Source organism: Pseudoalteromonas sp. CR1, from assembly GCF_019392235.1.
GTDB lineage: Bacteria > Pseudomonadota > Gammaproteobacteria > Enterobacterales > Alteromonadaceae > Pseudoalteromonas.
In genome coordinates this window covers 74210-98446 of sequence record NZ_JAHXRM010000005.1, presented here as the reverse complement: position 1 = coordinate 98446, position 24237 = coordinate 74210, and the positions used below count along the sequence as shown (strand labels likewise).

Genomic DNA, 24237 nt, shown 5'->3' with positions numbered 1-24237 from the left:
GGCTTTTTTATGCCATTTAAGCGCGTTTAAATCTAATTGAAATTAACAACATAAAAATTAATAACCCGCCAAGCGCACCGCCACTAGAGCTTGAACCATTATTATTTTCTGGCTGCGCTACATTTACAGACAAGTTTTCACTGATAACCTCACCCGTATTTGTGTCTGTTATGGTTAAAGCCACAGAGTAACTGCCAGCACTTTGATACGTATGACGTGGGTTTTGAACTTGAGATAGGTCGCTGCCGTCACCAAAATCCCAACTGTAAGCATAATTTTTAAAGCCACCTATTGCATCTGCATTAAATTGAACCGTTAAGTTATTCGTTGAAAAAGTGGTATTAACTGCTAATGGAACATTAACGTTTACATTTACATTTTGAGATACCGACACCCCTTGGTCATCAGTCACGGTAAACGACACTAAATAATCACCCGAGTATAAATAGTTATGTGAAACGCTTTGTGATGCTAACGAACTGCCATCGCCTAAATTCCACTGGTAACTGTACGGCGCTAACCCTCCTTCAACGTCAGCTTGTGCTGTTAATAGCCCTTGTGTTGTTTCATAATCAATTGCAGTGATACTCAGGGGAGCAACAATGGTTACTGTCGTTGTTGCTGTCTGCTCATCATTGCCGTTACTGGCTGTAAATTTAACATCATAACGTCCGTAACCTTCAAAAACGTGCGAGGGGGATAATTCAGAACTTGTTTTTCCGTCACCAAAATCCCAAATAAACGTGTCAGATGGTGAAAGCGATAACCCTTCTACTTTAAAATTAGCTGTGAAATCTGAGAGTGAGTAACTAATACCATTTAATGGCTCATAATTTAATAATATTTCAATGCTTTCATTATTGCTTTCTTGGTTTGTGAGCGTAAAACCAAAACCAACTTGTGGTAATTTAACACCCGATTCAGCTTGTTCTGCAAAGCTGAAGTCCGTCTTATCGTTAAATGAACTAATAGCAGATAAGTCATTATCTCCTAGCCCAGCTCGTTGAGCATAAAGACTGAATGCGGCATCTCGTACCTGAATAGCTGTATTTGCTGGCGATTGCGTAGCTCCTTTATTGATAGCACGCTGATCTGCGTCAACAACCAATGCAAAACCACTGCCGGGATGCTCAGTTGTATTGTTATCAGTGTGCGACTCATCGCTGTACCACAGTAATAACCCCGGCGAGTAACCTTCTTTTTGCAATCCACTATCTATACCCGAATAGTCACGCAACTGCAGGTAGTAATATGATGGCCTAGCAAATACATAACTACCCACTTTTGAAAAGCCGGCTAAGGTGATAGTGCTTTGAGTTTCTGCGTTATTTTGCCAAATTAATGAACCACTTTGCTCAATGCGCATATCGTCAATAACAAAGCCATAATAGTGCGCATTAGCGTCTGTTAAGTATTGTACTTGCAACTCTATTGTTTGCCCTGCATAAGCAGATAAATCAAATTGGTGTATTAAATAACCGTTAGGAAGCTGCGCATCAGCATTTAAAAATGAATCGCCTGTAATATAAGGGCCAATATTGCCATAGTAAGGGTTTATAGATTGTGTATAGTTACCAGCAATAGGCATACCATTAACCTTTATTTGGACTAGATCGTAATCTTTCTCAATGCTGTAAAAGGCAACAAAGCTCAGCATAAGCGACTCAGTTGTACTTGGTAAATTAATGGTATTTACTAAGCTCGTATTAAGATTATCGCCAGTATTTGAATAATATTGAAAAACACCTTCTACCGGGGTTTTAAATTTTTCAAGTTTTGGTGGTAATGCAACCTTTATTTGGCTTTGTGAAATAGACGTACTTGCTGCATTATTTATCACTTGCACAGCATTGGTATTAATCTCATCCATATCAAGGCTAAGCTGGTTTACCCAATTACCTTGGTAGCGTGTTTGTAGATACTCTAGCGCATAAGGGCTGAACATGACCGGCTCGGACCCTCTGGGAGAGCCCGCCCACGTACCTGATGACATAACAGACCATGAAGCAACGGGTTCACCAACCGTATTAGACTGTAAATCATATTCATCCTTTAAACCTAAATCGTGTCCAAACTCATGAACAACAACACCAATGGCTGCATCGATAGGGTTTATTGTGTAACCAAATAACTTAATGTCACTACCAACAACTTCAGAGGGTTGGCTATTTTCGTCTAAAACATAAAAGCGGTGTGACCAAATAGCATCAGTGGCTAAATAACCACCGCCCGACTCTTCACCAATACTAGAATGAAAAATCATAACATGATCGATTATCCCATTTGGCTCATCGGTAATACCGTCACCGTCTATGTCATCAAGGTCGGTTAAATCATAGTCTGCTAAATTAATATTAAATTGGGCAACCGCTTTTTCCACAGCTTCTTGCACTAGGCTTGGAGCGTCTTTATCTCGGGTGGAGCCTAAACGTTCACCGTAAAATTTAGCATTATTATTTGCAGTTACCCACCCGTAAACTTGCCCTTCAAAATTTAAGCTGTTGCCCGAAGCAGCTGCATAATACTCAGCTGCAGACGAAAGAGTCTCTCCATTAGGACCTTCATATCCACTGAGATTAAACAACATCTGCTGGTAATGATCGGCTGAGTAATCGGCATAAAACATGTCTGTATCTTGAGGAGTTAACTGGTTTTCGTCGTGTTTTAAATCAGGAAAATCAATTAAAATAGTTAGCACTTTAACTGTATTTACTCGCTCATCAGGAACTAAGCCTGTTGAATAACTCGGTTGTTTTTTAAACAAGGCCTTATTTTGTAACGAGTTATACGATGATATGCCTGATGATTGACGAAACCCATTTTTTAACGGCAGTTGCAGTGGTGATTGATTACTGATGAATTCATTATAAGAAGCTTCTAACTCATCGGGAGTTAAACCCTCTTTTTTATTAAGCCAATACAAAATACGTTCTTTGTTAGTCACCCCTAAATCGTGCGGAGTCGGTGCTTTAGCAGTAGCGATAGTGCTAAAAAACATAGTAAAAAAAGTAAGTAACGCTATTTTGTTCACTGTGTGTTCCTCAAACAGATTGTTAGACACATCATACCTAATAACAATCATTTAAACAGGTTATAAACTAGCTTAAAGTATATGCTAGCAACCTATTTTTGCTTAAGCCTAAAACAACAGCAAGTAAATGAAAATAAACAAATTGCATATTATCTCCTTAAAACCTTTAAATACCATTCAAATAAAGCATTAAAAAGCCAAAAAGTCCCAGCAAATGAATTTAAAATGCAAAAATACACATTCAAGGTTGACATGCACACCTAAAACACTTAAAAATAGCCCTATACAAAATTTCGCATCAAAGCAGTGTTTTGCTGAGTAGAGTAAATAACTATGAAAACACAATTTAATCTTCTAGTCGTTCTCGTACTGGTCTTAGTAATAAGCCCAGCGGGGATGTATTAAAAGGTAATACTGCTTTTTAAAAACCCTCGCTTTAAGCGGGGGTTTTTTTATGCACAAAAAGCGCAGAGGAATGAGGATGAGCAAACAAGAGTATAATGGCTCTGAACTAGTCGTTCAGGCATTAAAAGAATTAAAAGTAAAATATATATTTGGCTACCCTGGTGGTTCGGTATTAGATTTATACGATGCACTTTTTCAACAAAATGACATTGAACACATTTTAGTTAGGCATGAGCAAGCGGCAACACACATGGCTGACGGTTATGCACGTGCTACCGGAGAAGTCGGTGTCGTTCTTGCTACCTCTGGCCCTGGTGCAACAAATTGTATTACGGGTATTGCAACCGCTTATATGGACTCCATTCCAATGGTTGTATTATCAGGACAAGTACCCACTAGTTTAATTGGTGACGACGCCTTCCAAGAAACAGACATCGTTGGCTGCTCTCGCCCAATTGTAAAACACAGTTTTAACTGCAGAAGCGCGCAAGAAATTCCAGTTATTTTGGCAAGAGCGTTTTATATTGCAAGCACTGGCCGCCCTGGCCCTGTTGTAGTTGAGCTACCAAAAGATATGCTAAATCCGACAATCAAATTTGAATACGACTTTCCTACAACAACTGAGCTTCGAACATATAGCCCAAATACAAAAGGCCACTCAAAACAAATTAGAAAAGCAGTGGCTGCTATTTTGGAAGCTAAAAAGCTAGTTATATACTCTGGTGGCGGGATTATTATTTCAAACACATCTGAGCAATTAACTCGATTAGTAGAATCATTAAATGCGCCCATAACTAACACCTTAATGGGGCTTGGTGGTATATCAGGAGTCCACCCTAATTTTATTGGTATGCTAGGGATGCACGGTACTCTAGAAGCAAACAAAGCGATGGCTAACGCCGACGTTATACTCGCACTGGGTGCCCGCTTTGATGATCGGGTGACAAATAATGTTAAAAAATTCTGCCCTAACGCCACTATTGTTCATGTTGATGTAGATCCAACCTCGATTTCTAAAACCATTAAAGCACACATCCCTGTTGTAGGCTGTTTAGACACGGTACTTAAACAACTACAAGATGGCATTGATAAAAGCACAATCCAAATAGATCGCAGTGCACAAGAGGATTGGTGGCGACAAATTATTAGCTGGCGTGAACAAAAATGTTTGGGATATAAACAACAACCATCTGAAAAAATTAAACCTCAAGCCGTTATTGAAGCCCTTTATAAAGCAACTGAAGGAGAAGCTTACATCAGTTCTGATGTTGGGCAACACCAAATGTTTGCAGCACAATATTACCCATTTAAGTACCCTCGCCAATGGATAAACTCTGGTGGCCTAGGCACTATGGGCTTTGGTTTACCTGCCGCTATGGGTGTTAAGCTTGCATTTCCTGATAAAGAGTCAGTATGTGTAACGGGTGATGGCTCTATTCAGATGAATATTCAAGAACTTTCTACGTGCTTACAGTACAACTTAGCGGTTAAAGTGGTTTCTCTCAATAACCGTTCATTAGGAATGGTTCGTCAATGGCAAGATATGGTGTATGGAGGACGTCATTCTTCCTCGTATATGGACTCGTTGCCTGACTTTATAAAATTAGTTGAAAGCTATGGTCACGTTGGCATTCAGGTAAACACGCTTGAAGAGCTCCAACCCGCTATTGATAAAGCAATGAGCATAACTGATCGTCTCGTATTTTTAGATATACTTGTAGACGAGAAAGAGCATGTATACCCAATGCAAATTAAATTAGGTGGCATTGACGAAATGTGGTTACGTAAAGGAGTAAAAGCATAATGCGTCGTATTTTATCGATATTATTAGAAAACGAACCCGGTGCACTATCTCGTATTGTAGGGTTATTTTCGCAACGGGCATACAACATTGATAGCCTAACAGTGGGTACCACTGACGATCAATCTTTGTCTCGTATTACGATAACAACAATGGGTGATGACCGAATTGTTGAACAAATTACCAAGCAAGTAAATAAGCTAGTTGATGTTCTAAAAATTATTGATTTAACTGAAATGAGCCACATTGAACGCGAACTACTTCTTGTAAAAGTATTTGCGCAAGATGAAACAACGCGTGCAGCGGTAACGCGTGTGGTCGATGTGTTTAAAGGTGATATTTTAGATATGGGGCGTCAGAGTTACAGCTTACAACTTGTAAGTAGCACAGATAAAATAGAATCATTTTTAGATACGTTACGCCATGAAACAGACATCATTGAAGTTGTGCGTTCAGGTGCAGTTGGAATTGGCAGAGGCGATAAAGCCTTAAAAGCCTAACTTTACTGATACGGAGCCGTTTAAATACGGCTTTTAGAATATAAAAAAAAAGGGCTAAATAGCCCTTTTTTCAATTAATTTGTAAAACCAATTATAGGTTTACTTGGTCTTTAAGACCTTTGCCTGCTTTAAAGCTTGGGATAGTTGCTGCTGCGATTTGGATCTCAGCACCCGTTTGAGGGTTACGGCCAGTGCGTGCTGCACGTTCTTTTACTGAGAAAGTACCAAAACCAACTAATGCTACTGAATCACCTTCTTTAAGTGCAGAAGTTACAGCACCAGTAAATGCGTCTAGCGCACGGGTAGCAGCGGCTTTAGAAATTTCCGCGTCAGTAGCAATTTTTTCAACTAATTGAGCTTTATTCATTGTTAGATTCCTATTCGTTATTATTTTGCCTTCGCAAAACCTATCTTTATGTATTTTTTAAAAGTTAGCAACAGCAAATTGCAATTTTTAGTTAAAATCTTATAAAACACATAAAATTATATTAATTTCCGCTAAAATACAGCATCTTGTGTTAACAAAGACTTAATTTTTGTACAATTTTGGTGCGTGTTCATCAACATGTAAAAACTATATTTTTTCGATAACTAAGGTCACTTCCCCGACCTCGACACCAAACTTAACAATAGATGTGCGGTTAATCAAGCGTGATTGTGTTACCAAATACATCCAGTCATCAAAATTAACATCTAAAGTACTCCCGTCATAAGGAAGCTCAACGTTATAATTCCAATGAAATACACTGCCATCACTCTTACCTTTTGCTACACCAAGAACGTCATCAGCAGTACCTGTAAGCGTGTTATCATCGTTAAGGGTTATTTTCCAAATGCGTTTTTGTGTTTCACCATCATCATACACAAAATCTTCTTCTATAACGCCCTGGTTGCCCTCCCACGTAGCGTTCATGTCAACCACTAACTTACGGGTTAATTCACCTTTAAAGTCTTGCACTACGCCGTAGGCTTTTAATTTTCCGCTAAAGAACGTTTTAAAGTCAAAATTGGGGGTTGTTTTACTGTAATGCTCAACGCTAGGTGCAGAGCAGCTAACTAAAAGGAGCGCAAGTACGCACACAAGAGTCATTTTTAACGCGTTATTAATAGTCATTTTAATTCCCTAATAGTTTTTTTCTTAAAGCCGGTTCAGACGTATTTTCAGCTAACCAAATAGCTAAAAAATCACTCGAAAAGGCAATATCATCAATAACACCTACTTTTTCATCGTTAAACAAAAAAGTACTTTTGCCTTGTTCGTCTGTAACCAAGGTTAAAGAGTCGCCTTTGCTTATGTTTGGCCAAAGCGATAAAAGCTGCTTATCGTATTTATTAACTAAATCTTCCTTACCAATTAACTCCCACTGCTCATTAGTTGCTTTTATAATTTCTTTGGCTTCAAAATCACGTAAGTAGATAAGCTTAAATTTGACAGGGTGTTCACCCAAAGCATAATCGCCAGAAGGAGTATATAAGGTGGCGTCGTATACATCCCAAAACAAATACTCCATTCTACCCTCACCCACTTTGCTAAATTCAGCATTAGCAAAAGCAGAAGTACTTAATAATAGGTACAGCAAAGTCGTATTAATGAGTGCTTTCAATATTAAAGTCCTTATTTAAATAAAAAATTAACTAGGTAAACCGGCCTCAAGTAGGAGGTATTATCGACTTTATTTTTTGATTTATAAGTACAATGAACGTAAAGGCTGCTGACCACATCGCACCGTAGGCTAACCAAAATTGCCAAAGGGGTAACCCTAAATCAATTACGTTAAATCGTGCCCCCGCCCAATAACTAGCAGGTGCAAAAACCAAACAAACAACAAAAACTTGCCAAAATTTTAAACGACTCAAAAAGTGCATCGATGTGTTTAATGATAGTAGTAGTGCGGCCCATAAAAAAACCAACCACAGAGGAAATGGATTGACCTTGAACGCAAGTAAGCCAAGCTCTACAGAAATATATTCGAGCAATAATGCAATTGGGAGTGCTTTCAGTAAGAGTAATGCGTCTTGTTTTTTATGTTTTGATAAATAAAACATTAAAACAATAACAATCGCACTAAATAAAAGTGATTTCCCTTCAAGCAGTAATGATAAAAACCACACTGCTTGAAACAAAATAAAATTAATAAGCGAGTGCAATTTCATCTACACTGCTACTAAAGCGAGGTTTACGCGCCATTAAATGTACGGTACTGGTTGCACGGGTTCTAAATGCACCTTCACAGTACGCAAAATAAAATAACCATAGCCTATAAAAGCGGTCATCAAATTTTGAGCGGTCTAGGTCTGGCCAACTCTTGATAAAGCGCTCACGCCAATCAGCTAACGTTCTTGCGTAATGCGTTCCAATATCACTAACAGTATGAATAACCATATCGGTGTTGTTCTTAATTTGCTCACTCATTTCGTTTAATGAGGGTAAACACCCACCTGGGAAAATATACTGCTGGATAAAATCTGAATTTTTAAGGTAGTGCTTATAACGCTGATCGCTAATAGTGATTGCCTGTATCAACATTGCGCCATCGTCTTTTAGCAAGGACCCACACTGCGTAAAGAAGCTAGGTAGATATTCGTGGCCCACCGCCTCAATCATTTCAATTGACACTAACTTGTCGTATTTGCCTGTCAGCAACCGATAGTCGAGTTTAAGGAGCGTTATTTTATTTTCTAAGCCTAGCTCTTTAACTTTTTGAGCGACATAATCGTATTGCTCATCAGATATCGTTGTAGTCGTTACTTGGCAGTCATAATGCGTTGCCGCAAAAATGGCAAATGCCCCCCAGCCTGTACCAATCTCTATTACTGAGTCACCGGCTTTCAATTCAACCTGTTCACAAATACGCTTTAGCTTGTGTTGCTGAGCATCTTCTAAACTGGCATCTTTTGAGGGATAAACAGCACACGAGTAAAGCATCTCCTTACTTAAAAACGACTCATATAAATCGTTACCTAAATCATAATGAGCAACTATGTTTTTCTTCGATCCCGACTGAGAATTTTTGTTTTTTAAATGAGTCAACCTGTTAGCAATATTACTGAAAAATGCAAATTTTCTTTCAAATTCATCCAGCTGCTTCTCATTTATCGCAAACAACTCAATTAGTCGGGTTAGATTGTCACAACTCCATTGACCTAAAATGTAAGATTCGCCTGCACCAACACTGCCAGACAACGCAAATGCCTTATACATTGCTTTGTCGTGGATTGTTACCGTTACTTTTAAGTCAGATGATGCATCTCCAAAAACAAGCTGCAGATCTTCATCAATCACGGTGATTTGCCCTGTTTCTATTGAAGAAAAGGCTTTAAATACTAATTTTTTATAAAGCCCTGTAAACCAGCCTGTGTTTTGTTCGCAATTTAAGCTAGACACTTTTTCCATTAGAACACCTATGTTATTTTTATTACTGCTTATATGTAATTTGTGACTTTTAAGAATGGCCTAAAAAAGGCACTCTTTTTATAAATAGCTTTAACGCTTGGTAATAAATACCTTTAAATATTGTCCACGTCATTGCTGGGAAACGCTTTAACAACTGACTCATTTCTTTTTCAGTCAGTTCTTTGCGGGTTAATCGAAGAGTGGCATCAAATAGCAACTCACCATCCCGCTTATTTTCAATATGAATCAAAGTTTTATCTTGCGTTAACCTGATTGTCCAATGATAGTGCATATCAAGATTCATAAAGGGTGATACGGAAAATACTTTTTTAAAGTTCACTTTTTTCTCTAGAGGTATCAAGTAGTAGTGTCGCTCATTCCATGGTGTATTACTAACCTCAGCGACCATGTACTTAAATTCACAGTCACTATTACCATAAAAAAAGAAGTTTACTGGGCTAAAGTAAATACCAAAGCAACGAAGCTGTCCAAGCATGTAAACATGGCTAAAAGTCTCTGTTACACCGAGCGATAATAACTGATGACTTGCACGTTCAATGATTGAAGCATCATTATTGTGGGGACTATTAACAAAATAGTCTGATTCATTAAACTTTAATGCTTTTAAACCAGACGTGCCTAACCATTTATGCTTATTATTCAATTGCTCTGGGTTATTGAGGTCAACCCACATCATATACAGTGGATTACTAAAATGATGAGTCTTAACAGCAAAACGGCGATGCTTAACATCGCCTAAATAAACAGCACTAGTCAAACTCAACCCCTAACTGCCTTGCCACATCTACACCGCTGCGCACACCATCTTCATGAAAGCCGTTGTACCAATAGGCACCACAAAAATAACTATTATTTTGGCCATCGATAGTTTGTTTAAGACCTTGCGCAGCAATGGATTCTTTGTTGAAAACAGGATGATGATAAGTGAACTCACGCAATATTTTGCTTTTATCTATCCCTTCAAGGTGGTTTAACGTAACGCAAAACTGAGTGTCTGATTGAATACCTTGCAATATATTCATCTGGTAGGTAACAACAGCTGCTTTATCGGTATTGTTATTTAATAAATAATTCCAACTAGCCCAAGCAGCTTTTCTGTCAGGTAGTAAATTTGTATCTGTGTGAAGCACTACTGAATTTTCAGTATAAGGAATTGCACCAAGTACAGATTTTTCTTGGCTTGTTGCATCACCAAGTAATTTAAGTGCTTGATCTGAGTGGCAAGCAAAGACCACCTTATCAAATATATGCTGCTCACCATTGGTAAGTTCAATGGTTACTTGGTCATTTGCACGAATTACCGATTTAATATCAGTGTTAAGCTTTATTTTATCAGCGAACCCTTTTATTAATGGGTTAATGTATTCGCGTGAACCGCCAGGCACAACATACCACTGAGGTCTATTTGTAATATCTAAAAGGCCATGATTAAAGAAAAATTTTACAAAAAACTCTACACCTACATTTTCCATTTCCTTAATACTAGTAGACCAAATAGCTGCGCCCATGGGTAGGATATAATGATACTTAAAAAAGTCATTAAACTGATTCTCATTAAGAAGCTGGCCCAATGTTTGAGATTGTTGGTATTCGCCTTTTTCGTGTATGGCTTTACATAGTTTGTTAAATTTAACTATGTCAGATAACAAGCGCCAAAATTTAGGCCTAAAAATATTTCTTCTTTGTGCAAACAAACTGGTGAAGGTATGGCCATTGTACTCAAAGCCTGTTGCCTCATTATGAACACTGAAACTCATTTGGGTTTCTTGCTTTTTTATGCCAATGCGAGCAAGTAGCTTTTCAAAGTAAGGGTAGGTTCGGTTATTAAAAACAATAAAGCCGGTATCCACTGCGTAATTAACGCCCTTAACAGCTACGTCAACTGTCGCAGTGTGCCCGCCAATATAATCGTTTTTTTCAAATAAAGTGACATCGTAGTGTTTGTGAAGCAAATGCCCACAGGTTAAACCTGATACACCAGTTCCAATTATTGCTATTTTTTTCAACGGGTTAATCCTTTTGCTATTTTAAGCCAGAGCGGCAAAGGCAATATCCGCAATGCTTTTAATATAAGCGTAAAGCGATACGGAAAATGTACTTCTTTACGTCGTTTGTTTATTCCTTTGATCATATAATCTGCCGCTTCTTCAGCGGTCACTGCCATAGGCATAGGAAAATCATTTTTTTCTGTTAGAGGTGTTTTAACAAATCCAGGATGAACTAACGTTACATCTATATCGGTCAAATCAACGGCAAGGCTTTTAGCTAAATAACTTACGCCCGCTTTAGACGCACCATAAGCCTCAGAGCGTGGTAACGGTAAGTATGTAACGCTTGAACTAACAATAACTAATTGACCGCCGCTTTTAACTTTGGGGAGCAACGCCTCTAGGCAAAAGCCTACCGACAGTAAATTGGCATTAATTACTCGTTCAAACAGGGCACTGTCAAAGTTTTTCGCATCGTCTATGTATTCACAATTGCCTGCATTTAGAATAACGCGGTCAAAGTGCGGGTACCCAATCGTTGCTTCTTTAATATCTTTTAGGCTTGTTGCATCAAACTTACAACTTTCAATATTTTTATGTTTTGAAAGCTCCGCTAATTTTTCTGTATTACGGCCACATGCAATAACAGTGTCACCCATTTGTGCATATTTAATTGCTAATTGCTCGCCAATACCTGACGTCGCGCCTGTTATTAAGGTAACCATAATTAACCCGCCCTTTTATCAATGTAATTAACCACACTGCCTAATATAGGGATGTGTTTGTAGAGCAGTTCGCCGACATTGAAGTAATCACGGTGCTTAATAATTTTTTCATTATCAAAAATTAATTTGCTATGCCCCTGCACAGATATGGTTTTGCCAGAGGCCAGCTTGGGATGTGAATAATGCATTGTCCAATAGACAAATGCATTGTTATTAATACCAAACGAATCTGTAATATCAAACTGACAGTGCTTAACGTTACTATATAAATTTGCAAAATAGTCTCGCAAACTTACTATGCCGTTAATTTCGTGCATTGGATCAATAAATTGAATGTTGTCGGCATAAATATCACTTAATAAATCCAAGTTAGAACTATTGAGTTGCTGGTAAATATCAACAAATTTATCTACTGGTAACTGGTTATCCATATCATACCTTAAATGCAGCGAGCGCACGTTCACGTGCAGCTTTGTGATCAACAATTGCTGGCCAATAACATTCACTTCCTTTGCCTGTTGCAGCTAAGTAAGTATGTGGGAAATGAATGTGTTTATCTGGCACATTTTCAAGCTCAGGCAAATACTTACGTATAAACTTACCTGTCGGATCAAATCGCTCACTTTGGGTAATAGGGTTAAAAATTCTAAAATACGGTTGCGCATCACAGCCTGTACTTGCAGCCCATTGCCAGCCACCATTATTTGAGGCTAAATCACCATCAATAAGGTGCTGCATAAAAAAGCGCTCACCCTCACGCCAGTCAATTAATAAGTGTTTGGTTAAAAAACTGGCTACTACCATTCGTAAACGGTTATGCATCCATCCAGTTTGCTTTAGTTGTAACATGGCTGCATCTACTAATGGGTAACCCGTACGCCCTTCGGTCCATGCTTTAAACTCTTTTTCGTTTTTACGCCATACAACCGGATTATATTTCTCGTTAAAGTTTTCGCCACGCGAAAGCTTCGGGTACTCTGCAATAAGGTGCCTGTAAAACTCTCGCCAAATTAGCTCGTTAACCCACGTAAATGTTTTACTTTTTGATGTGGTGAGTATGTCGGGGTAACGTTGCTGTATATTAATCAATAATTGTTTTGGGCTAACTATACCTAAAGCTAAATATGGGCTTAAACCTGATGTGCCTTTAACACTGGGGATGTCACGCTGGTCGTCATAGCTTGTTAACTTATCGCAAATAAAATTATCAACAACGGTTAAAAGTGTTTCATCATCAACGGGCCATTTATCCGAGCTACCATCGCTTTCAAGGTACTGGCTTTTTTCAATTTTTATAGGATTTTGCTCTAGTGGCCATCGCGCCAAGCTAAAGTGGGTGTCTTGATATTGCTTTAACCATGCGCGTTTAAATGGTGTGAATACTTTATACATTTCATTACTTTGGTTTTTAACGCTACCAACAGGCGCAATTAAATCCCCTTCATATAACGTAAAAGTAATAGAACGTTTGTCACACTTTGCTAGAACGGCCTTGTCGCGATTAACTTCGTTTAATTCGTATTCTGTATTAGCAATAATGTGCTCAATGTTGTTAGTTTCACAAAACGAAAGTAATTCAGTTTCACAGTCGTCGAAACTAGGGGCATTAATTACATGAAGCGTTATACCATAATTGGCAAGTTGGTCTTGTAAATAAGCAACACGTCGCTTAAGTAAATCAATTTGTATGGGCGCTGCTTGGTGCTGTTGCCACTGCTTTTCGCAAACAAAAAAAATGGCGTGTTTAGCGCCATTATTTAGCGCTTCTATTAACGCTTCATTCGAAAAAAGGCGCAAATCGCGCCTAAACCAAAATAATGTATTCATTAAATACCAAATCGTAGTTTTAAGTCATGAGGATAGGGATTAAAAAACACCTGTTTTTCTAGGTACTCTTTAGGGTGAACTTTTAGGTGGTGCTTAAGTAAAGTAAGAGGTACATAAAGCGGCACTAAACCAGAGCGATACTCGTCTATTGCTTCACGCAGTTCTTGTTTTTCAACCTTAGCTAAGTCTTTTTTAAAGTAACCTTGTAAGTGCATTAATGTGTTGCAATTATTACGGCGTGATGCAGGTTTTTTAAGCCCTGTCATTAAGCCTAAAATGTATTCATCAGCCAACGTATTTATGTCGTCACCTGTATAAGTTCCAAGCAATTTACCAAGTTCTCGATACGCTTGATAGTTGTGAGCCATTAATAAATACTTATGCTTGGCATGAAATTGAGTTAGGTGGTGAACACTTAGTGGCTCTTTTACAAGCTGCTGCCAGCTATTTAAAACATATACGCGCATTACAAAGTTTTCACGTAAGTGCATATCGTTCAATCTGCCATTTTCCTCGCAAGGTAACAGCGGATTATGCTTCATAATTTGTTCGGCAAAAAAACCAACGCCCTCTGAGGTGTTACCTGTACCAGCCTCATTGTATATTTTTATACGCTCCATGCCGCAACTTGGACTTTTGGCGCAAAATACAAAACCACTCAACTCTTTAGCCTGCTCAGTTGATACTTTTTTACCGTATTCAGTTAACTTCGGACCTACGTCGCCAGAGCCGTCAGGACGGCAAACTTTAATAGTGTCACCAACTCGAACTTGGCGAATTGTAGGTCGAGGTATTGGTAAGCCAACCGCAACCTCAGGACAAAAGCGTGTATATTCAACATGCTTTGCAAGTTCATCCATACAAAAGTTTGACCTTTTGTGACCTGTATCAAATCTAACTTTTTCGCCTGCTAAGCAGGCGCTTATACCTATTTTTATTGTAGTTTTTTGCATGTAATCTCTTAGTAGATTAAATTACCAATTGGATTTAGTAACTTACTTAGCCCTTTATTAAAATGTAGCGCACTGCTCACAACTGTAAAGCATAAACACCCATCTTTTGTTATTGGCGTGTGTTGGTGGCTGCCATCTTGCCAAATAAAGTCACCTGGTACGTAGTGCCCGTCTTCATCACAAAACTCACCGTCTAGTAACAGGGTTATTTCAAAACCTGTGTGAGTATGTTCAGGAATCTCACCGCCAGCGTCTATATGTAGCAAACTTGAGCGTAGCGCACCATCGTCTAGTGCAACGCGTGAGCGAGCTAATTTGCCAACTTGGGTAAATTTGCTGTGTGAAATACGCGACAATGCGCGAGGCAATTGGTAGTTATGCTCATTAACACTTACTTTAACAGGTTCTACCTCATACACTTCATCTATAGAATCATCAGCAGTGATTAGGTCAAGCACGTTCATATCAAATTCTTCAAGCAATTGAGATTGGTTATTAATCGGTTGCTCAAAAGATTCGGTGTCTTCACTAAACAACGCATCTGCATTGCTTGCTTCTATTTTTGCTACCTTTTCTTGGCAAACAGGACACATGTCTACATGTATCGAAACTGCAAGGCTCAAAGAGGCACTTAACGACGCTGAACAATACTCTGTAAGTAGTGTTTCACTCGGGTGATGTTTAATCATGCTGATCTCCCATTTCATTACGTAATTTCTGCAAGGCTAAACGTAATCGTGATTTTACCGTGCCTACTGGAATATTAAGTTGTTGAGCTAATTGCTCTTGCGACATATCTTGAAAATAAACCCCACGAACAACTTCGCGTTGTGCGATAGGCAATTTGTCAAGGTAGCGTTTAATTTGTTTATCTTCTAAATGATCAGTGTATTCATGATTTGTGTCTTCAGAATCGTTAATTAAAGGCCATATATCTTCGCTAATGTTTTCTTCTTTGTTACTTTTCATTTTGCGGAGCATATCAAACGAGGCATTACGCATTACTGTGTAAACCCACGTAGTCGCAGCACCTTTATCGCTATTATATAAATGCGCTTTACGCCAAACTGACGTTAATGTTTCTTGCACAAGCTCCATCGCTTGTGCTTCAACACCAAACTGCTTTATTCCAAAGCGCTTAATTTTTGGTGAAAAATATTCAAATAAATAGGCAAATGCTTTTTTATCGCGGTCTTGTGCAACCGAAAGTAATGCTTGCATAAGTTCAGAACTAGGCGTTTCTGGCATGGCAGTATACTTACCTGTATTAGGTTCACAACGAGTTGACTGTTGTTGACTTACCATAGTAATTAATCCCATTTTTGTTTTGGTATGAGTAGTACGTACAATAAATTGTATGGGATCACATTATTTAGGCAAATTCGTTATTAATCACAGTATGTAGGAAATTGAGTAAGTTATCAAAGTTAGTTTCGAACGCAAGTTGTTGTTTTTTCTCGATCGAAATAGGCAATAGCTCAAGCCAACGTGCGGCTATCCATGCTAGATTGTTAAAATTAGTTGTTTTATAAAGTAGGTTTAATTCAGGGTTGCCATAAAACACATTGCGCAACGCATCATGTAGCAAAAAATGCTCGGCAACAGCAGTGTTTGTTTCGTTATACCAATAAGGCGTTTTGCAGTCAGATATTAAACCATGACGGAGTTCTTCTTCGTCTTGGTAAACATCATTAATTTGAACACTTTTAGACGCAAAAACATCAATAAGCAGCACGTCATTGTCATCTTGGTCAAAATCGATTATGTCAACCAAACAGCCTTGGGCACTTATATTAAAAGGTGTGTCGTGCTCAAACGTGCATAGTACAAAGCCCGTGCTATTTTTTAATGCGGTTTTAACCATATTTAAATAACGAGGCTCAAAAATACGCAAACGCGTGTAACCTTCAGGTAAAATAAAAATGGGTAATGGGAAAATCGCACGTTTCATAAAGTCTACTTCTATCAATAACACTGCCTTTATTTACGTGCGTTTTTACTAAGTCGATCAGCTTTAACTAAATCGAATTAATTGCAATATACTTAACTGGTTAAATATTAAGCCACCCGCCCATGCTCTTTAATGCTTGTACAGATACATACGCAGTTATAATACTCACTACAGGTGCTAACATAAGTGCAAATAATCCAAGTTCGGTACTCATCGTCTTATTCCTTTAAGTTGCTTATTTTGCGTTTTTTACTGCTGGATTCGTACTTTCAGCTACTTCATTACTGACTAAGCCAGCAGGCTCAATTAACGATTCAAGTGTTAGTTTTGTATCAAAATAAAGGGTATCTTTTATAGATTTTTCAAGCTCTATGGTGGTTTGCTTAATGTAGCTTGTCACACTGCTTGTTAAAATATCAGTTACATCTAGGTCAACTTCTGTCGCGTTTACTTGCGAAGAACCTAATACTAATAAACTAGCCATAGCGATTTTAATTGAATGTTTCATAATGGTATTCCTTGTTGGTGTATTGTTTAGACGTAGTTATATACTCAAGGGTTGTGCCAAGATGAAAATAAAGTTTAAATTATTGATATATATAATTATTTTATAAGCTAGGTAATTTATAAAAATTCAGGAGAGGTTAATTTAACCACGTATATTTATTTTTTAGCCACTTTTTAGTTAAAATAAACAGTGGGTATGCTCAGTTTTATAGATTCGCAAAAGCATTAAATTAAAAATGGTCGGTCAATCACAAAGTCATTATTAAAAACACGCAACCATAAATAATGGTTTTGAAATAATAAGATCAGTGAATATAAAAAGACTAATAGGCTTAGGCTTACTTTTTACCTAAACGAAAGGCATCAACCATACTCAGCACCCAAATCACAATCATAAGTGGTAAGTATTTGTATTCTGCAAGTTTTGCACATGCTTGTGACGGCTCTTTTGCGGCACTAAATATAGAGGTAAGAGTCATAGGTATTTTCCCTGCCACAATTTCATTGGCTGTGCATTGTGCAACGGCAAAAATATCCTTCATAGTTAAAATTAATAATACCGAAAACACACCAGCAAATATTGCACCTATTAAATGTTTTTTTAACGAAAAGTGCCCAGCCCCTGGATAAATAATGGCTGTTAGTAATGCGGCTTTTAAATTTGCTTTCATGGTTTTTAACTTGAGTTATGTTGAAAATAGGCCAACACATAGTGAATTATTTTTGTTTAAAATCAAGAAAAAGGTTTAACTTGTACAGTGATTGAAAATTTCAGCGTACACTTGTACACTAAACGCTAATTAAATAGTGGTAGGAGCAGTAATGTCACTCGACGCCCCTTATTCTCGTAAAGAAGAACAGCTCAATGTTATAAGCCATGCTCTGGGTATTATTTTTGCCGTGTTTGTTATGTGGGATCTATTTAGTCAAGCTACAAATCCCAAAGCCTATATAAGTACTGCAATATACGGTAGTACCTTGTTTATACTCTTTTTATCATCAACCTTATACCACGCCAGCGTCCAACCACGTTTACGTGCCTTATATAAAAAGTGTGACCACTGCGCCATTTATTTACTTATTGCTGGCACCTACACTCCTTTTTTATTGCTCTCACTTTCAGGGGCTTGGTCATGGGGAACACTCACTTTTATATGGAGTGTTGCTATTGCGGGTGTTGCGTACAAAATACTTGTTAAAAATGGCAATAAAAAAATATCCCTTGCCACTTACCTACTCATGGGATGGTTTGCATTAGCAATTATTTACCCGCTGTATTCAAGCGTTAATATAAATGCACTTTACTGGCTATTAGCTGGCGGCGTATTTTATAGTGTAGGTACTGTGTTTTACAGCGCTAAAAGTACTCAATATAGCCATGCTATTTGGCACCTCTTTGTTATTGGTGGATGCGTAAGCCATTACATCGCTATTACCCGCTATGTGTATTAAGCAATAATACACATAGTCTTTTTTAAATATCACCTCATTACCTGCGTTTTTAGCTAATACCCTGGACATGTACTTATTAATAAAAACGATAACGAAATCTATCTCATGATCTAGAAATCTGTTTGCTATACTGAAAAATGGAATTCAAAACGCCGTTGATTTAGATGGACGCGGCTAATACCAACTCGCTTAATTAATTATTATTGTTTGTTGGTATCAACAACGCTAGGTGTTATTAACATTGTCATTATCTAAGACACGCTCAAAAATATTAAGCTTGTTTATCTATGCAAGACTCGTTTTGATCACTTTTTTAATATCAACACTTGCCGCCGTGTATTCAATTTACTTACTTGATCAATACATTTATCAGCAAAAGCAAATCTCTATAAGAGAAGTTTCAGGTAGTTACGTAAACCACATTAGAAATAACCTTAACCAAACGCTTTCTGCAGCCTATCCAATCGCAGCATTAATTCGCACACAAAAAGGCAAAACAGATGGTTTTGAAGAGCTTGCATCTGAAATGTTAGCGCTCTACCCCGGCCTTGCCGCCTTACAACTTCATAAAAACGGTATACTTACACACGTAGTACCACTTAAACGCAATGAAAGCGCTTTAGGCAATAATGTATTAGAAAATCCATTGCGAACTCAAGAGGCATTTTTAGCCAAACAAACCGGAAAATTAACCCTCGCAGGGCCGTTTGAGTTATTTCAAGGTGGAATGGGGGCTGCTGCTAGGCTACCTGTCTATCTAGATACGCAAGAGGGTAAAAAGTTTTGGGGTTTTGCTACAGCGCTTATTCGCTTTCCGGATATTCTGCAAAGCGTTAACTTGGAACAACTGCCACAGGCAGGTATTGGCTATGAGCTTTCAAAAATCATGCCCGATACAAATCATGTACAAATTATTGTTAGCTCAAAAAACCAAAAAATAAAAAATACTGTCAACTTTAATATACAAGTACCAAATGGGGTTTGGATATTTAAAACTTATCCTATCAATGGCTGGAAAGATAGTAGCATGCTGTTATTTGGTGTTGCTATTGCAGCCCTGTTCATCCTTTTAACCACAGTCACTTCTTATTTAGTGACTCGCTTAAGAGCCAGTCACCTAAAACTAGAAAAAAAAGTAACGCAACGTACTCAGGCACTACAAAATAATATTAAGGCACTTACTAATACCGAAAGGCGGCTTCATCTGAGTCAAAAAGTAGGTGGGATTGCGACTTGGGAATGGGATATAAAAACCAATGGAATCCGTTTTTCTGAACATGGTATTAGATTAATTAACGGCAGTGTTAAACAACTAGAAATGACTAAAAATGAATATCTGGCCATTATTTACCCTGCTGATCGTGCCGATGTCATAAGAAATATAGAAAAATGCATTGACGATGCAAAGGAATATAATATTGATCATCGTATTGTTAATAAACGCAGTGAAATTCGCTGGTTTAATACCAAAGGAACACTCGTTAGAGATAATCAAGGTATTGCAGTCACTATGTTGGGTGTATCAATCGATATTACTAAACGAAAGCTAATTGAGGAAAAGCTGCATTTATCTTCGCGCGTATTTAGAGATACTCACGAAGGCATTATTATTACTGATGCAAATCGACATATTGTTGATGTTAATCCTGCTTTTTGTCGAATAACCGGTTACAGCCATGATGAGGTAATAGGCCGCACCCCAGAGTTTTTAAACTCTGGTAAACAATTAGACTCTTTCTATAAAGATATATGGCTACAATTAAACAAGGTTGGTCATTGGCAAGGAGAGATTTGGAACTGCAAAAAAAATGGCGAGCTGTATGCAGAGCTACTAACTATTTCCGTGTTAACCGATGATAACAACGTTACTTTTTACTTGGGAATATTTACCGATATAACCCAAGCTAAACGTCAACAAGAGCAACTAAGCCGAATTGCACATTATGATTTATTAACTAACTTGCCAAACCGTGTGCTGCTAGCAGATAGGCTTAGCCAAACCATGTTGCAATGCCGTCGACATAACAATTCACTGGCTGTGGTGTTTCTGGATTTAGACGGATTTAAGCAGGTAAATGATTCACATGGGCATGATATTGGCGATAAGTTACTTGTTGCGATCTCTATCCGTTTAAAAGATGCACTGCGTGAAGAGGATAGTTTAGCCCGTATTGGTGGCGATGAATTTGTTGCCGTATTAACCAACTTAGAATCAATTGCCGATTGTGTCCCTGTGCTCGAGCGGCTATTAGCTGCAGCAGCTAAACCGGTTACGGTGAATGACATTGTCTTAAATGTTTCAGCCAGTATTGGGGTGACCGTATACCCTGAAGATAATTTTGATGCCGATCAATTAATGCGCCATGCCGATCATGCCATGTATATTGCCAAACAAATGGGCAAAAATCGTTATCATTTGTTCGATACGAGTCAAGGAGATACAGTTAAATTACAGCAAAAAGGCATTGCGCTCATTCGTGAGGCTTTAGCTAATAATTGGTTTGTGCTTTATTACCAGCCTAAGGTTGATATGCGAACCGGCGATATGATTGGCGTAGAGGCATTAATACGCCTGCAACACCCCGAGCGTGGCTTACTAAGCCCTATCGAGTTTTTACCAGCCATTGAAAATAATCAACTAATGATAGACCTTGGCGAGTGGGTTATTGATACCGCCTTGACTCAAATTAATCAATGGCAATCATTAACGCCAAGTTTAACTGTAAAAGTAAGCGTTAATGTTGCTGCAGTACAATTACAACAACCTGAATTTACCTCAAAGTTAACTGAATTACTATTGGCGCACCCACAAGTGAATGCAACCAGTTTAGAGCTAGAAGTACTAGAAACCAGTGCACTGAGCGATGTGACCCATGTATCTAAAACTATGCAGGATTGTAAAACTTTAGGGGTTGATTTTTCGTTGGATGATTTTGGTACCGGTTATTCATCACTGACTTATTTAAGACGTTTACCAGCAAGTTTAATAAAAATAGATCAAAGCTTTGTTAGAGATATGCTTGAAGACTCGAACGATTTAGCAATTGTAAAAGGCGTTATTGCACTGGCTAATTCGTTTAAACGAGGCGTTATAGCTGAAGGCGTAGAAACGCCTGAGCATGCAGCAACTCTTATGCTTCTTGGCTGTCATTTAGCACAAGGTTATGGTATTGCCAAACCCATGAAAGCTGAGGCTATTCCTATTTGGTTAAACGAATGGACTGCTAATGAAATTTGGGCTTTAACTAACTCACATAAATAGAGTATTAGTTGAGCTTTAGTTTACTACCAACGGTACTTGGCCATATTAATACGCTGGTTAATAACAATGCCTTCAGCAATTAATCTCTCTCGTTGAATGTGATACTGAGGACAGCTCTCAGCAAACGATATTTTACCTTGGCTATTAACCACTCGATGCCATGGAATCGTCGAACCTTTTGGCATCTCTTTTAATAAACGACCTACCAACCTAGCATTATTAGGATAACCTGCAAGCGCCGCTACTTGGCCGTAACTGGCAACACAACCTTTGGGTATACTCGCTATGATAGTATAAATTACAGTGTGTTTATCAATATCCATTTTTATTAGCGTAAACCTTACTCAGTTGTTTAAATTGGTCCCATACAGTGCGTGCCACTGGGCCATGATGAATGGCGTGTTGCCTAAACGCTCTTATTTGTGCGCTAAATTTATGCTCGCGGTCGGTAATAAGGATTTCTTGTAGTAAATCTGCTTTTATTTCAGGCGCGCAATGCTCTAAGCTCATCATGGCCCAACCAGCTCCTGAGAGTAAAAACGATTTTAAGGTCGCCACATCGTCTATTTTCATCATAGCGGAGCCTTTGGAATACGAAAGCCTTTCGCTGTCTATACTTAAATCGCTTTCAAACATGGCTAAGCAGGGGTAGTTTTGTAGTTGAGTATAAGTGAGCTGTTTGGGTAAAACCCCTTTTGCGCTTACTATTCCAATATCGAGCTTGCCTATGGGCAAACTTTCTAAATCGCCTGTGGCATGGAATAAATCAAACCATGGGCCAATGCCTAGCTCTGCTTGTCCATTGTTTACTTGCTCTAACGACGCAAATCGTTTTCCGCTGCTAATACAAAACTCGGTACTGGTAAACTGTTTAAAAGTATTACTTATTATTTGGTTGTAGCTTTGCTTATGACAAAGCTGCTCGTAACAAATTTTATATTGCGGTTCATTCCCTAATGAGAGCTCTTCTGCCAGTTTTGCAAGCTCATCGTTCGCATGCAGCAGCTGTTGGGCTTCACGATGGAAGATACGCCCTTTTTCAGTCAGCTGTAATCTATACTTAGTTCTGTCTAAAAGCTCAAACCCTATTTGCGATTCTAGGTTTTTAATAGCCAATGTTAACGCAGGCTGCGTTTTATGAAGCCTTTGAGCAGCCCCGCTTAAGCTTGCGCTTTGTACTATGGCATCTAAAATTACTAATTGATTCAGCTTCATATTGTGCCCAAAAACATCATAAATAAAACTTATTAAGTATGTAAGATTTAATGAATTTTATTTTATATGTTTGCAGCGTATTCTGCACTTAATTAATTTGCCAATATTGCAACGGAGAAGACATGAAACTCTTTCGTCTATGTTTCTTAACAACGACCTTACTTAGCTTAATAGCCTGTTCTGAGCCAGAACAACAAGTTAAAGAAGAGCCTATCCGCCCTGTTAAGCTTTTCACAATAGGCCACGACTCACAAATTAATATTCGTAGTTTTCCAGCTGAAGTGGTTGCAAACCAAGGCTCATACCTTGCATTTAGAGTAAACGGAGAACTTATAGAGTTTCCGGTTCTTGCCGGTGAACACGTTGAAAAAGGTGATTTATTAGCAAAATTAGACCCTGAAGATTTTCAACTGCAGTTTGATGAACGAAAGGCACGTTATGAGTTGGCAAAGTCGCAATTGAGCAGAATAGAACAGCTATTTGAGAAAAAAATCACCAGCCAATCTGAGTTAGACCAAGCTTTAGCTAATATGCAAATTGCTGAATCGGCCTTTAGAATTGCTGAAACCAACCTCGAATACAGCGAGTTGCGTGCGCCATTTGCCGGTACCGTTGCAAAGGTATTTGTAAAAAACTTTGAAAACATTCAGGCAAAGCAAAATATTTTGCGCCTAGAAACTCGCGATTTAATGGACGTAGAAATTCAAGTGCCTGAAAAAATAGTGGCGCGTTTTAAAAAGGGCACTGATTACCATCCAACGGTTAAATTTGATGGCTTTGAAGATAAAGAATACACCCTCGACATTAAAGAATGGGACACCCAAGCCGATCCTGCAACACTGACCTATAAAGTGGTATTTTCGCTACCCGTCCCTGATGACTTTAACTTACTAGCCGGTATGACTGGCCGTGTGTTAATTGATTTAAGTAAAGTAACTCGCTCGCAGGTTGCTTATACCATATTGCCAATTGAGTCGGTTTTTTCTGATCCCCAAAAAGCGATTAACAATAATGCCTATGTTTGGCTTTATGATGAAAATACCGGCCAAGTTTATAAGCAAGCTGTTGAAGTTGGCCAATTACACCATGATGGCATAGAAGTACTTAGCGGTATTAAAGAGGGCCAAATTGTGGTGTCTGCGGGTGTTCATTCAATAGAAGAAGGCATGAAAGTTCGCCCATGGAATAAAGAGCGAGGCTTATAA

24 protein-coding genes are annotated in these 24237 nt (G+C 38.3%); 5 read left to right on the top strand and 19 right to left on the bottom strand.

Annotated elements, in window-relative coordinates; all coding sequences use genetic code 11:
• Window positions 1–16: 16 nt before the first annotated feature.
• Entirely contained in the window at window positions 17–3031 is a 3015-nt protein-coding gene (locus tag KZZ04_RS06585) for an immune inhibitor A domain-containing protein (RefSeq protein WP_219422219.1), read from the bottom strand.
• 481 nt (window positions 3032–3512) lie between these two features.
• On the opposite strand from KZZ04_RS06585, the gene KZZ04_RS06580 reads away from it, so the two are divergent.
• Both KZZ04_RS06580 and ilvN read left to right on the top strand, forming a co-directional pair.
• Complete coding sequence (locus KZZ04_RS06580; protein WP_219422218.1) at window positions 3513–5240, top strand: acetolactate synthase 3 large subunit; 1728 nt, start codon at window positions 3513–3515, stop codon at window positions 5238–5240.
• Window positions 5240–5737 (top strand): acetolactate synthase small subunit, encoded by a 498-nt coding sequence (gene ilvN, locus KZZ04_RS06575; RefSeq protein ID WP_006793425.1) that lies wholly within the window; start codon window positions 5240–5242, stop codon window positions 5735–5737. Before KZZ04_RS06580 ends, ilvN begins: the two co-directional genes overlap by 1 nt.
• A 91-nt stretch (window positions 5738–5828) precedes the next feature.
• Here the strand turns inward: ilvN and KZZ04_RS06570 are convergent, their stop codons facing one another.
• The 16 genes from KZZ04_RS06570 to KZZ04_RS06495 form a co-directional block, all read right to left on the bottom strand.
• Window positions 5829–6104 carry an HU family DNA-binding protein gene (locus tag KZZ04_RS06570; protein WP_006793424.1) on the bottom strand — a complete coding sequence of 92 codons (276 nt, stop codon included), beginning with the start codon at window positions 6102–6104 and terminating at the stop codon, window positions 5829–5831.
• A 207-nt stretch (window positions 6105–6311) separates the two neighbouring features.
• The gene (locus KZZ04_RS06565; protein ID WP_219422217.1) at window positions 6312–6851 is read right to left on the bottom strand and encodes a DUF3833 domain-containing protein; all 540 of its coding nucleotides are present in this window, start codon (window positions 6849–6851) and stop codon (window positions 6312–6314) included.
• 1 nt (window position 6852) lies between these two features.
• Complete coding sequence (locus KZZ04_RS06560; protein WP_368735886.1) at window positions 6853–7248, bottom strand: chalcone isomerase family protein; 396 nt, start codon at window positions 7246–7248, stop codon at window positions 6853–6855.
• Between the two features lie 139 nt (window positions 7249–7387).
• The gene (locus tag KZZ04_RS06555) at window positions 7388–7891 is read right to left on the bottom strand and encodes a DUF2878 domain-containing protein (RefSeq protein WP_219422215.1); all 504 of its coding nucleotides are present in this window, start codon (window positions 7889–7891) and stop codon (window positions 7388–7390) included.
• Window positions 7869–9131 (bottom strand): cyclopropane-fatty-acyl-phospholipid synthase family protein, encoded by a 1263-nt coding sequence (locus tag KZZ04_RS06550; protein ID WP_058405146.1) that lies wholly within the window; start codon window positions 9129–9131, stop codon window positions 7869–7871. Before KZZ04_RS06550 ends, KZZ04_RS06555 begins: the two co-directional genes overlap by 23 nt.
• 49 nt (window positions 9132–9180) lie before the next feature.
• The gene (locus KZZ04_RS06545; protein ID WP_219422214.1) at window positions 9181–9909 is read right to left on the bottom strand and encodes a DUF1365 domain-containing protein; all 729 of its coding nucleotides are present in this window, start codon (window positions 9907–9909) and stop codon (window positions 9181–9183) included.
• Window positions 9902–11158 (bottom strand): NAD(P)/FAD-dependent oxidoreductase, encoded by a 1257-nt coding sequence (locus tag KZZ04_RS06540; RefSeq protein ID WP_219422213.1) that lies wholly within the window; start codon window positions 11156–11158, stop codon window positions 9902–9904. Before KZZ04_RS06540 ends, KZZ04_RS06545 begins: the two co-directional genes overlap by 8 nt.
• Window positions 11155–11865, bottom strand: coding sequence for an SDR family NAD(P)-dependent oxidoreductase (locus tag KZZ04_RS06535; RefSeq protein ID WP_058405143.1), 711 nt, complete (start codon window positions 11863–11865; stop codon window positions 11155–11157). The genes KZZ04_RS06540 and KZZ04_RS06535 overlap by 4 nt, the downstream gene beginning before the upstream one ends.
• 2 nt (window positions 11866–11867) lie before the next feature.
• The gene (locus KZZ04_RS06530) at window positions 11868–12296 is read right to left on the bottom strand and encodes a nuclear transport factor 2 family protein (RefSeq protein WP_058405142.1); all 429 of its coding nucleotides are present in this window, start codon (window positions 12294–12296) and stop codon (window positions 11868–11870) included.
• Window position 12297: 1 nt separating this feature from the next.
• Window positions 12298–13692, bottom strand: a complete 1395-nt coding sequence (gene phrB, locus KZZ04_RS06525; RefSeq protein WP_219422212.1) for a deoxyribodipyrimidine photo-lyase — start codon at window positions 13690–13692, stop codon at window positions 12298–12300.
• On the bottom strand, window positions 13692–14645 hold the full coding sequence (locus KZZ04_RS06520; protein WP_219422211.1) for a DUF523 and DUF1722 domain-containing protein: 954 nt from the start codon (window positions 14643–14645) through the stop codon (window positions 13692–13694). The genes phrB and KZZ04_RS06520 overlap by 1 nt, the downstream gene beginning before the upstream one ends.
• An 8-nt stretch (window positions 14646–14653) precedes the next feature.
• Entirely contained in the window at window positions 14654–15334 is a 681-nt protein-coding gene (locus KZZ04_RS06515) for a ChrR family anti-sigma-E factor (RefSeq protein ID WP_058405139.1), read from the bottom strand.
• Window positions 15327–15950 carry a sigma-70 family RNA polymerase sigma factor gene (locus KZZ04_RS06510; protein WP_008129206.1) on the bottom strand — a complete coding sequence of 208 codons (624 nt, stop codon included), beginning with the start codon at window positions 15948–15950 and terminating at the stop codon, window positions 15327–15329. Before KZZ04_RS06510 ends, KZZ04_RS06515 begins: the two co-directional genes overlap by 8 nt.
• 67 nt (window positions 15951–16017) lie before the next feature.
• Complete coding sequence (locus tag KZZ04_RS06505; RefSeq protein ID WP_171034603.1) at window positions 16018–16596, bottom strand: LON peptidase substrate-binding domain-containing protein; 579 nt, start codon at window positions 16594–16596, stop codon at window positions 16018–16020.
• Between the two features lie 235 nt (window positions 16597–16831).
• Window positions 16832–17104 carry a hypothetical protein gene (locus KZZ04_RS06500; RefSeq protein WP_219422210.1) on the bottom strand — a complete coding sequence of 91 codons (273 nt, stop codon included), beginning with the start codon at window positions 17102–17104 and terminating at the stop codon, window positions 16832–16834.
• Between the two features lie 337 nt (window positions 17105–17441).
• A complete protein-coding gene (locus KZZ04_RS06495) occupies window positions 17442–17774 on the bottom strand; it encodes a hypothetical protein (RefSeq protein WP_219422209.1) in 333 nt (110 codons plus the stop codon).
• Between the two features lie 151 nt (window positions 17775–17925).
• Between KZZ04_RS06495 and KZZ04_RS06490 the strand changes: the two genes are divergently transcribed.
• Both KZZ04_RS06490 and KZZ04_RS06485 read left to right on the top strand, forming a co-directional pair.
• Entirely contained in the window at window positions 17926–18555 is a 630-nt protein-coding gene (locus tag KZZ04_RS06490) for a hemolysin III family protein (protein WP_219422208.1), read from the top strand.
• A 301-nt stretch (window positions 18556–18856) separates the two neighbouring features.
• Entirely contained in the window at window positions 18857–21817 is a 2961-nt protein-coding gene (locus tag KZZ04_RS06485) for an EAL domain-containing protein (RefSeq protein WP_257903567.1), read from the top strand.
• A 23-nt stretch (window positions 21818–21840) separates the two neighbouring features.
• Here the strand turns inward: KZZ04_RS06485 and KZZ04_RS06480 are convergent, their stop codons facing one another.
• Window positions 21841–22140 carry an MGMT family protein gene (locus KZZ04_RS06480; protein ID WP_219422206.1) on the bottom strand — a complete coding sequence of 100 codons (300 nt, stop codon included), beginning with the start codon at window positions 22138–22140 and terminating at the stop codon, window positions 21841–21843.
• A complete protein-coding gene (locus KZZ04_RS06475) occupies window positions 22130–23032 on the bottom strand; it encodes a LysR family transcriptional regulator (RefSeq protein ID WP_058404170.1) in 903 nt (300 codons plus the stop codon). The genes KZZ04_RS06480 and KZZ04_RS06475 overlap by 11 nt, the downstream gene beginning before the upstream one ends.
• Before the next feature lie 122 nt (window positions 23033–23154).
• Here KZZ04_RS06475 and KZZ04_RS06470 point away from each other — a divergent pair, with 122 nt between their 5' ends.
• Window positions 23155–24237, top strand: a complete 1083-nt coding sequence (locus tag KZZ04_RS06470; RefSeq protein ID WP_219422205.1) for an efflux RND transporter periplasmic adaptor subunit — start codon at window positions 23155–23157, stop codon at window positions 24235–24237.

What these genes read in the sequence shown, in the direction of transcription:
- KZZ04_RS06580 (WP_219422218.1), top strand. Translation starts at nt 3,513, where the DNA reads ATGAGCAAACAAGAGTATAATGGCTCTGAACTAGTCGTTCAGGCATTA.
- ilvN (WP_006793425.1), top strand. Translation starts at nt 5,240, where the DNA reads ATGCGTCGTATTTTATCGATATTATTAGAAAACGAACCCGGTGCACTA.
- KZZ04_RS06570 (WP_006793424.1), bottom strand. Translation starts at nt 6,104, where the DNA reads ATGAATAAAGCTCAATTAGTTGAAAAAATTGCTACTGACGCGGAAATT.
- KZZ04_RS06565 (WP_219422217.1), bottom strand. Translation starts at nt 6,851, where the DNA reads ATGACTATTAATAACGCGTTAAAAATGACTCTTGTGTGCGTACTTGCG.
- KZZ04_RS06560 (WP_368735886.1), bottom strand. Translation starts at nt 7,248, where the DNA reads ATGGAGTATTTGTTTTGGGATGTATACGACGCCACCTTATATACTCCT.
- KZZ04_RS06555 (WP_219422215.1), bottom strand. Translation starts at nt 7,891, where the DNA reads ATGAAATTGCACTCGCTTATTAATTTTATTTTGTTTCAAGCAGTGTGG.
- KZZ04_RS06550 (WP_058405146.1), bottom strand. Translation starts at nt 9,131, where the DNA reads ATGGAAAAAGTGTCTAGCTTAAATTGCGAACAAAACACAGGCTGGTTT.
- KZZ04_RS06535 (WP_058405143.1), bottom strand. Translation starts at nt 11,865, where the DNA reads ATGGTTACCTTAATAACAGGCGCGACGTCAGGTATTGGCGAGCAATTA.
- KZZ04_RS06530 (WP_058405142.1), bottom strand. Translation starts at nt 12,296, where the DNA reads ATGGATAACCAGTTACCAGTAGATAAATTTGTTGATATTTACCAGCAA.
- phrB (WP_219422212.1), bottom strand. Translation starts at nt 13,692, where the DNA reads ATGAATACATTATTTTGGTTTAGGCGCGATTTGCGCCTTTTTTCGAAT.
- KZZ04_RS06520 (WP_219422211.1), bottom strand. Translation starts at nt 14,645, where the DNA reads ATGCAAAAAACTACAATAAAAATAGGTATAAGCGCCTGCTTAGCAGGC.
- KZZ04_RS06515 (WP_058405139.1), bottom strand. Translation starts at nt 15,334, where the DNA reads ATGATTAAACATCACCCGAGTGAAACACTACTTACAGAGTATTGTTCA.
- KZZ04_RS06510 (WP_008129206.1), bottom strand. Translation starts at nt 15,950, where the DNA reads ATGGTAAGTCAACAACAGTCAACTCGTTGTGAACCTAATACAGGTAAG.
- KZZ04_RS06505 (WP_171034603.1), bottom strand. Translation starts at nt 16,596, where the DNA reads ATGAAACGTGCGATTTTCCCATTACCCATTTTTATTTTACCTGAAGGT.
- KZZ04_RS06500 (WP_219422210.1), bottom strand. Translation starts at nt 17,104, where the DNA reads ATGAAACATTCAATTAAAATCGCTATGGCTAGTTTATTAGTATTAGGT.
- KZZ04_RS06495 (WP_219422209.1), bottom strand. Translation starts at nt 17,774, where the DNA reads ATGAAAGCAAATTTAAAAGCCGCATTACTAACAGCCATTATTTATCCA.
- KZZ04_RS06490 (WP_219422208.1), top strand. Translation starts at nt 17,926, where the DNA reads ATGTCACTCGACGCCCCTTATTCTCGTAAAGAAGAACAGCTCAATGTT.
- KZZ04_RS06480 (WP_219422206.1), bottom strand. Translation starts at nt 22,140, where the DNA reads ATGGATATTGATAAACACACTGTAATTTATACTATCATAGCGAGTATA.
- KZZ04_RS06475 (WP_058404170.1), bottom strand. Translation starts at nt 23,032, where the DNA reads ATGAAGCTGAATCAATTAGTAATTTTAGATGCCATAGTACAAAGCGCA.
- KZZ04_RS06470 (WP_219422205.1), top strand. Translation starts at nt 23,155, where the DNA reads ATGAAACTCTTTCGTCTATGTTTCTTAACAACGACCTTACTTAGCTTA.